We start from the raw sequence: 2190 nt of genomic DNA, 5'->3' as shown, positions 1-2190 counted from the left end.
CCTGCCGCCGGCAGGTCTTCAGGTGGCTCGTCCGCTACAACACCCGCCGCCGTCACACTTGGTGCGGCTACCTGTCCCCGTCCACCTACGAGGCCGCCGGGCCGCTACGCTGCCGACCGCCGCGTAATCACACCCTGTGTCCAAGAACCGGGGGTAGGGCCCATCAGCACACGCCCCGCTCAAATGCGGAGAGCCATTCATCTCTGCAGTATACGCCCGGCCCGTCTTCGGCGGCTCGTGCCACACATGCCTTCCCGCTCGGGTTGCGGCGGGCCATAATTCGCCTTTCACGTGCCCGGCTTGCCGTCTTCGGAGCTGGGCCTTGACAACCCTGCACCGGGTACCCCCGCATCAGTACCGCACCTGCCGCTGGGCAGTCTATGCATCACCTGTCCGAACGGAATCGACCGGCCCCACGCTGATCACTGCTCCCACACCGCCGAAGCACTTCAACCGATCCGTCACTGCAGCATCGAGAAGCCGTCCTCGACACCGGCAGGTCCCAGGCCCGCTGGCTGTGATGTCTTCGCGATGGCGGCGTCGGCGGGGAGAGGATTTCGCAGTGAGCAGCACCGCTCTCTCCGGGATCGAGGCGACCACCGAATCCGGCCCGCGGTGCTGCACGAAACCTTGGGGGCTCCATCGAGCCAGTGGCAATCCGGCCCGTGGTTGCCTCACCATGGAGCGGTGACTGCTGAGCGTTGCCGATCCACCGCCGATCCTGCCGAACCCCATTCCGATGCCGAGCTGCTCATCGGCCTGGTGGTCTCACCATCCCTGAGTGCGATGCTCGGCCCCGAGGTCACCACCTCGGTGCGCAAGATTTTGGTGCAGCGGTATCCGGGAGTGCGCTGGCAACTGAAGATGGCCGAAGACCGGCTGGTCGATCCACCCACCGAGACCTTGGACCTGCTGGAGGCCGCCCGAAACCGCGTGCTGGAGGAGAACTGGGACTTGGCCGTGGTGCTCACCGAGATCCCCCTGAAGACCGGCCGACGTCCGGTGCTCACCCAGCTCAGCCCCGTGCACGGGGTAGGGCTGGTCTCCGTCCCAACCCTGGGAGCCGTGCACGTGCGGCAGAAGGTGCAAGAGACCACCGTGCACGTGGTCGGGCAGCTCCTGGGCTACGACGCCGAAGACCTCAACGCCCAGCGGGATCTTGCTCGAAGAGCCCACCAGCTGTCCACCGATCTCGACGAACGCCCGGACGACAACGTCGTGCAGTTCACGGCCCGAGTGCTGAGCGGCAACGTGCGGTTGCTGCTGGGCATGATCCGCGCCAACCAGCCTTGGGCCTTTGTGGCCCGGCTCTCCCGGGCGATGGTCGTGGCAGCGGCCACCGGCATGCTGACATTGGTGGCCTCGGACCTATGGGTACTGGCCATGGCCTACGGGCCGGTGCGCCTGGTCCTGCTGGCGGTGATGGCGATCGGGGCGGTGAGTGCCACCCTGATCCTGGGAGCCGACTTGTGGGAGCGCCCACGGCGGCGAGCCCAACGTGAGCAGGTGATCCTGTTCAATTTGGCCACCACCGCGACCGTGGCCATCGGGGTTGTAGTGTTCTACCTCGGCTTATTCATCCTGTCCTGGGTCGGCGCGCTGCTGCTCATTGACGAGCAGGTACTGGCCGGTGTCGCCGGTCACCCAGTGAACGCTTTGGACTACGCGAAGATCAGCTGGCTCACCGCCAGCCTGGCCACCGTGGGCGGAGCACTAGGAGCTGGACTGGAGGACGACGATGTGGTGCGCGCCGCTGCCTACACCCGGTCCAGCACCTGACACAGCCCCAGCACAGAAGAAACTGAAACATCTACGCGTTGATGCCACGTCTATGCAGGTGTCATTGCCGGTCGCGATGACTTGGTGGGCTCAGCGCAGTGCGCTGCCTCGTACTCGGCGGGTGGGGCGTTGCCGAGGCGGGTGTGCGGGCGGGCGCTGTTGTACCTGTCGATCCGGGATCCGCACCGCCCTGCCGGACGCGCGGATCGCAGTCACAAGTGGCATCTCGTCGCCCTCGCCAACCTCATGGTCACCCAGGTCCGTCAACGGATCACCCGGCAACTGCACGTCCGCCGCGGCACCGCCACCGACAAAGTCTGGGCCAGCCGGCAACTGCTGCTCACCGGCTACGAGCACCTCACCGTGAAGCAAAAGGCCCCCGGTTCAACGCCGCCCTCGCCGCCGAGGATC

Annotated in this window: 2 protein-coding genes and 1 pseudogene; all 3 read left to right on the top strand. The window is 66.4% G+C overall.

Annotation, left to right across the window (positions count from 1 at the left end):
• Positions 1-127: pseudogene (locus B9B60_RS17055) on the top strand (IS3-like element IS1206 family transposase); the annotation flags it as partial.
• A 560-nt stretch (positions 128-687) separates the two neighbouring features.
• Positions 688-1779, top strand: coding sequence for a hypothetical protein (locus B9B60_RS16720; protein WP_084453223.1), 1092 nt, complete (start codon positions 688-690; stop codon positions 1777-1779).
• Between the two features lie 159 nt (positions 1780-1938).
• Positions 1939-2190 (top strand): transposase (locus tag B9B60_RS16715; protein ID WP_143445639.1); only part of this gene is annotated, 252 nt, incomplete at its 3' end.

The sequence above is a fragment of the Janibacter indicus genome (genome assembly GCF_900176385.1).
In the GTDB taxonomy this organism is placed as follows: Bacteria; Actinomycetota; Actinomycetes; order Actinomycetales; family Dermatophilaceae; genus Janibacter; species Janibacter indicus.
This window is presented reverse-complemented; position numbering and strand designations above follow the sequence as displayed.